Source organism: Streptomyces sp. NPDC054841 (genome assembly GCF_053611045.1).
Genome location: NZ_JBSGZO010000553.1, coordinates 1 through 5159, shown reverse-complemented (window position 1 = coordinate 5159; position 5159 = coordinate 1). Strand labels below are relative to the sequence as shown.

Annotated in this window: 6 protein-coding genes; 4 read left to right on the top strand and 2 right to left on the bottom strand. The window is 69.8% G+C overall.

Annotation, left to right across the window (positions count from 1 at the left end; genetic code table 11):
- The first annotated feature begins 40 nt into the window (after positions 1 to 40).
- From ACWGI8_RS38975 to ACWGI8_RS38960, 4 genes are all read left to right on the top strand, one after another.
- Positions 41 to 508, top strand: coding sequence for a hypothetical protein (locus ACWGI8_RS38975; RefSeq protein ID WP_453668180.1), 468 nt, complete (start codon positions 41 to 43; stop codon positions 506 to 508).
- A gap of 459 nt (positions 509 to 967) precedes the next feature.
- On the top strand, positions 968 to 1402 hold the full coding sequence (locus ACWGI8_RS38970) for a hypothetical protein (protein WP_453668179.1): 435 nt from the start codon (positions 968 to 970) through the stop codon (positions 1400 to 1402).
- A 6-nt stretch (positions 1403 to 1408) separates the two neighbouring features.
- A complete protein-coding gene (locus tag ACWGI8_RS38965; protein ID WP_453668178.1) occupies positions 1409 to 1807 on the top strand; it encodes a thiol-disulfide oxidoreductase DCC family protein in 399 nt (132 codons plus the stop codon).
- A gap of 11 nt (positions 1808 to 1818) precedes the next feature.
- Complete coding sequence (locus ACWGI8_RS38960) at positions 1819 to 2583, top strand: TetR family transcriptional regulator (RefSeq protein ID WP_453668177.1); 765 nt, start codon at positions 1819 to 1821, stop codon at positions 2581 to 2583.
- Positions 2584 to 2590: 7 nt separating this feature from the next.
- Here the strand turns inward: ACWGI8_RS38960 and ACWGI8_RS38955 are convergent, their stop codons facing one another.
- Together ACWGI8_RS38955 and ACWGI8_RS38950 are read right to left on the bottom strand one after the other, a co-directional pair.
- Positions 2591 to 4141, bottom strand: a complete 1551-nt coding sequence (locus tag ACWGI8_RS38955; RefSeq protein ID WP_453668176.1) for an ABC transporter substrate-binding protein — start codon at positions 4139 to 4141, stop codon at positions 2591 to 2593.
- Between the two features lie 103 nt (positions 4142 to 4244).
- Positions 4245 to 5159, bottom strand: a 915-nt coding sequence (locus ACWGI8_RS38950) for a metallophosphoesterase (RefSeq protein ID WP_453668175.1), incomplete at its 5' end; no start/stop codon positions are given.

Sequence of the window (5159 nt, the reverse complement as noted above, 5' to 3'; positions counted from 1 at the left end):
GGCCTTTGTCGTGTGGTGTTCCGATCGAGAGCGGGGATTGATGAGCGAGCCGAACCCGAACCCCTATATGGACAGCGGTGACTACCAGTGGGGACCGACGCAGCCGTCGGGCGTCCCGGGCTACGGCTATCCGCAGGCACCGCTCGTCCCGATGGGCGGGGTGGCGGCGCCGCTGATGTCGATCGGTGACATCACCGTCCTCCAGGACTCGATCGTGACTCCGGCCGGCACGCTGCCGCTCAAGGGCGCGGTGTGGTCCGTCACGGACATGTCCCGCACCGAGGAGAAGATCCCGACGGTCGGAATCGTGCTCGCGGTCGTCTTCGCGGTCTTCTGCCTGCTGGGCCTGTTCTTCCTCCTGATGAAGGAGAAGACGACCACGGGCTATGTCCAGGTGACGGTCACCAGCGGTGGCCGCTTCCATTCGACGATGATCCCGGCGACCGGCCCCGAAACCCTGCACTGGGTCATGGGACAGATCAACTACGCGCGGACGCTGAGCGTATAGCGACGGGGACGGCCCGGGGACGGCCTGCGGAGCGGCGAGCGCGGCCCCGATCCGGTTGAGCGTCACCTTGTGCCGCACCCGCCCGGCCCGCCGCTCCAGCTCGCCGCGCCCGGCGGACAGCAGCACCCTTGCCAGATGGGCCACTTCGCCGGAGACACCGCCGGGTTACGCGCTCGCGCCGGTGACCGCGTCCGCATGGGGACCGGAAGTCCCGCTGACCGTGGCCGCGTTCGCGGTCGGCGGTGCGTGCCTGGCGACCGCGGCGGTCCTGCAGGATTCGACGCTTCCGGCACGGCGCGACGAAGACGTTCACGGCGACGGCCGGCACCTTCACCAGGACCGACGCGGTGCCCGCGCCCACGACGGAGTGCACTCCCTTGTCATCGACTTGAACACGTTCAGGAAGAGGTCTACAGTCCATGACAAGACCTTTTGAACGCGTTCAAGGGAGGGTGGGGAATGGACCTCACTGTCGTCGCGTACGTCGTCTACCTGCTGATCAGCGTGGCGCTCACCGTCTGGGTGGCCCGTACCCTCAGCCGGAACGGACGGATCTTCCTCGCCGATGTCCTGCACGGGAACGAGAAGCTCGCCGAGGCCGTCAACCACCTCCTCGTGGTCGGCTTCTACCTCGTCAACTTCGGCTTCGTCGCTCTCCACCTCAGCCAGGACGACGCCGTCGCCGACGCCCGCCGGCTGTTCGAGGCGCTCTCGGTGAAGCTCGGCGTCGTCCTGCTCGTCCTCGGAGTGATGCACCTCGGCAATGTCTACGTCCTCAACAAGATCCGCCGGCGCGGCATGATGGAGCGCGAGCAGACCCCGCCGGTCCCGCCGCAGAGCTGGACCGGACCGGCCGGCAAGGGTCCCTGGGCGGCCCCCGCCGCGGGTGTGTGAGCCGTCATGGGCATTCCGGTGCGGCGGCTGACCGTGCTGTACGACGCACAGTGCTCGCTCTGCGTCCATCTGCGCCAGTGGCTGCTGCGGCAGCGGCAGCTCGTCCCGCTGGAGCTGGTCCCGGCGGCATCGGACGAGGCAAGGCGCCGCTTCCCCGCCCTCGATCACGAGAGCACCCTGCGGGAGATCACGGTGGTCGGGGACCGGGGCCAGGTGTACCGGTCCACCGCCGCCTGGATCGTCTGCCTGTGGGCACTGGCCGAGCACCGGCCCAAGGCCCACTGGCTCAGCACCCCCGCAGGCGCGCCGTTCGCCAAGGTGACCGTGCTCGCCGCCGCCAAGTACCGGGAGGCGACGGCCCCGTCCTGGGAAGGTCGGTGCGAGGTTCCGGGCCCGCCCGGTTAGGCTCGGTCACCGTGAACGACGTGAAGGACGAGAAGGACGAGAACCCGGGCCGGTCCGCGAAGCCGGCCAAGAGCGAGCAGACCCGCACGCTCATCCTCGAAACCGCGCTCCGGCTCTTCCAGGAGCGCGGTTACGACAAGACGACGATGCGGGCCATCGCCCAGGAGGCAGGTGTCTCCGTCGGCAACGCGTACTACTACTTCTCCTCCAAGGAACACCTGGTCCAGGGTTTCTACGACCGGATCGCCGAGCAGCACCGGGCGGCGGTCGCGGAGATCCTGGACGGCGACGAGAAGGACCTCACGGCACGGATCCGCGGGGTCCTTCTCGGCTGGCTCGACATCGCCGAGCCGTATCACGAGTTCGCGGCCCAGTTCTTCAAGAACGCGGCCGATCCGGACAGTCCGCTCAGCCCGTTCTCGCCGGAGTCCGAGGGTCCTCGTGACGCGGCGATCGAGGTCCACCGCCGGGTGCTCGCCGGGGCGTCCGTCAAGGTCGACCCCGAACTGGCCGAGGCGCTCCCCCAGTTGCTCTGGCTCCAGCAGATGGGCCTGGTGCTTTTCTGGGTGTACGACCGCTCCGAGGGGTGCGCCAACAGCCGCCGCCTCGTCGAGCGGCTCGCGCCGGTCACCGCCCGCGCGATCTCGCTCTCCCGGTTCCGGATCCTGCGGCCCCTCGTCAAGGAAACCCACGAGCTGCTGAGGGACTTCATGCCGACGGCGGCCGGCATGGCGGCCTCGGGCAAACCCAAGCGCGCGCCGAACCGCAAGGACTGAACCGCGCTCAGAGCCGGCCCAGCTCCCACAGCCGCCAGATGCCGGTGCCGTCCGACAGATACTGCGAGCCCGTGATGTCCTCGGTGCTCAGCACGTAGTCCTTCTTCTGCCACAGCGGTACGAGCGGAGCGTCTTCCGCCACCGCCTTCTGGATCGACCTGAAGTCGTTCGCGGCGCGGGCCCGGTCGCTGTACTGCTGCGTGGACTGGATCAGCCGGTCGACACGGGTGCTCCGGTAGCCCGTGTGCAGACTGGAGTCACGGCCGACGAGCGGCTGGACGAAGTTGTCGGGGTCCGGGAAGTCCGGCAGCCAGCCGAGGGTGTACGCGTCGTAGTCCCCTGCCGCGTACCCCTTCTGGAAGGTCTGCCATTCCGCGTCGGTCACCTTCACCTTGAACAGACCGGTGCTCTCCAGCTGCCGGCGCAGCTCGGCCGCCTCCTTCGCCGCGGCGCTGTCCTGCCTGTGGGCGAGGGTGAAGCGCACCGGGATCCGGACACCGGCCTCCTCCAGCAGTTTCTCCGCGCCCTTCGGGTCGGTTTTCGGGTTCACGTCGAAGTAGGAGGTGTTGTGTCCGCTGATGCCCTGCGGGATCAGGGAGTAGAGCGGCTCGACGGTGGCCTGGTAGACCGCCGTCGCCAGCGCGGTGCGGTCGATGACCGCGGCGACCGCCTGCCGCACCGGCTGCTTCGCGAACGGGGCTCCTTCGCGGACGTTGAAGACGAGGTTGCGGATCTCGGAGCTGTCGGCCTCGTCGATGCGTACCTCTTCCTTGCTGCTGCCGAGGCCCGCGATCACGGAGGGCGGCAGCTGACGGTGGGTGACGTCGACGCTCTTGTCCTTCCAGGCCGTCGCGAGCTGCTCGGACGCCTCGAAGTAGCGGATGACGACGGGGCCGCCCCGCTTGGTGACCGCGCCCTTGTAGGCGGGGTTGGGCTCCAGGGTGGCGCTGACGCCGGGACGGTAGCCCTTGAGGACGTACGGACCGGAGCCGTCGACGGCGCTGCCCTTGCGGAGCGAGTCCGCCGGGTACGCGGAGCGGTCGACGATCGAGCCGGCGCCGGTCGCGACCTTCTGCGGGAAGGTCGCGTCCCGGGAGCCGAGGTTGAAGATGACGGTCCGGCCTTCGGCCGTGACGGACTTGAGCGTGGTGAAGAGCGACTGCGGGCCGACGTCCGCCTTGATCCGCAGCATCCGGTCGAAGGAGTACTTGACGTCCTCGGCGGTGACCTTGCGGCCGCTGGCGAAGGTGAGGTCGGAGCGGAGCTCGCAGCGGTAGGTCTGAAGGTTCAGCCCGGTGAAGGCGCAGCTCTCGGCGGCGTCCGGGACCGGAGTGGCCGAGCCGGGTGTGAAGGTCAGCAGGGACTGGAACAGGTTGCTGTACAGCGCCCAGGAGCCGGCGTCGTACGCACCCGCCGGGTCGAGGGACGTGACGGCGTCCGTCGTGCCGACGGTGACGGTCTCACGTAAGTCGTCGGACGGGAGCAGTTTCCAGGCGCCGAGACCGGCAGCCAGCAGTACTAAGCACGTCGCGAGAATCCGCAGCCGGATCGAAGGCATCGCCCGTGTTCCCTTCACGCCCACCCCTGATCGTGATGCGCGCTCACCCAATCACACGGGGTTAACGGAGAGAGGGAAATTCCCTTACCTTACAGGGAACTTGTCAGGCATGACGGGAGGCTAGTTCGACGACGGTGATGTCGGAGGGCGCGCCGACGCGTACGGGCGGGCCCCAGGCACCGGCGCCGCGCGACACGTAGAGCTGGGTGTCGCCGTACTGTTCCAGCCCGGCGACGGTCGGATTGGCCAGTTCGGCGAGGTAGTTGCCGGGCCAGAGCTGGCCGCCGTGGGTGTGTCCCGACAACTGGAGGTCCACGCCGTGGCGTACGGCGTCGTGGATGACGACCGGCTGATGGGCGAGCAGCACCGCGGCGCGGGTGCGGTCGCGGTCGCCGAGCGCCCGGACGAAGTCGGGCCCCTGGCCCTCGCTCTCGCCCGCGACGTCGTCGACCCCGGCGAGGTCGAACCCGGCGATCTCGACGCGGTCGTTGCGGAGGGGAGTGAGGCCGAGTTCGCGTACGTGATCGACCCAGGCGTCGGCGCCCGAGAAGTACTCGTGGTTCCCGGTGACGAAGTACGAGCCGTGACGCGACCGCAGCCCGGCGAGCGGCTCGGCGGCCCGGCCGAGGTCGGCGACGCTCCCGTCGACCAGGTCGCCGACGACGGCGACGAGGTCGGGCTGGGTGGCGTTGATCGCGTCCACGATCCGCTGGGTGTGCGCACGGCCGAGGACGGGGCCGATATGGATGTCGCTCACGACGGCGATCCGGTAGCCGTGCGCCGCGCGCGCCAGCTTCGCGAGCGGAACGGTGACCCGCTTCACGCTCGGCCCGCGCAGCACTCCGTACGTCCCGTACCCGACGGTCCCCACCGCCGCGGCGGCCGCGGCGCCACCGACGGCCCGCGCGACGAACAGCCGCCGCGACATGTCGCGCCCCGCGGGCGCGCGGTCCGCGGCCTGCGCGGGCTCCACATCAGGCCGGGCGCCGGGGCCGGCGCCCGCAGCCGCGTCGGGCCC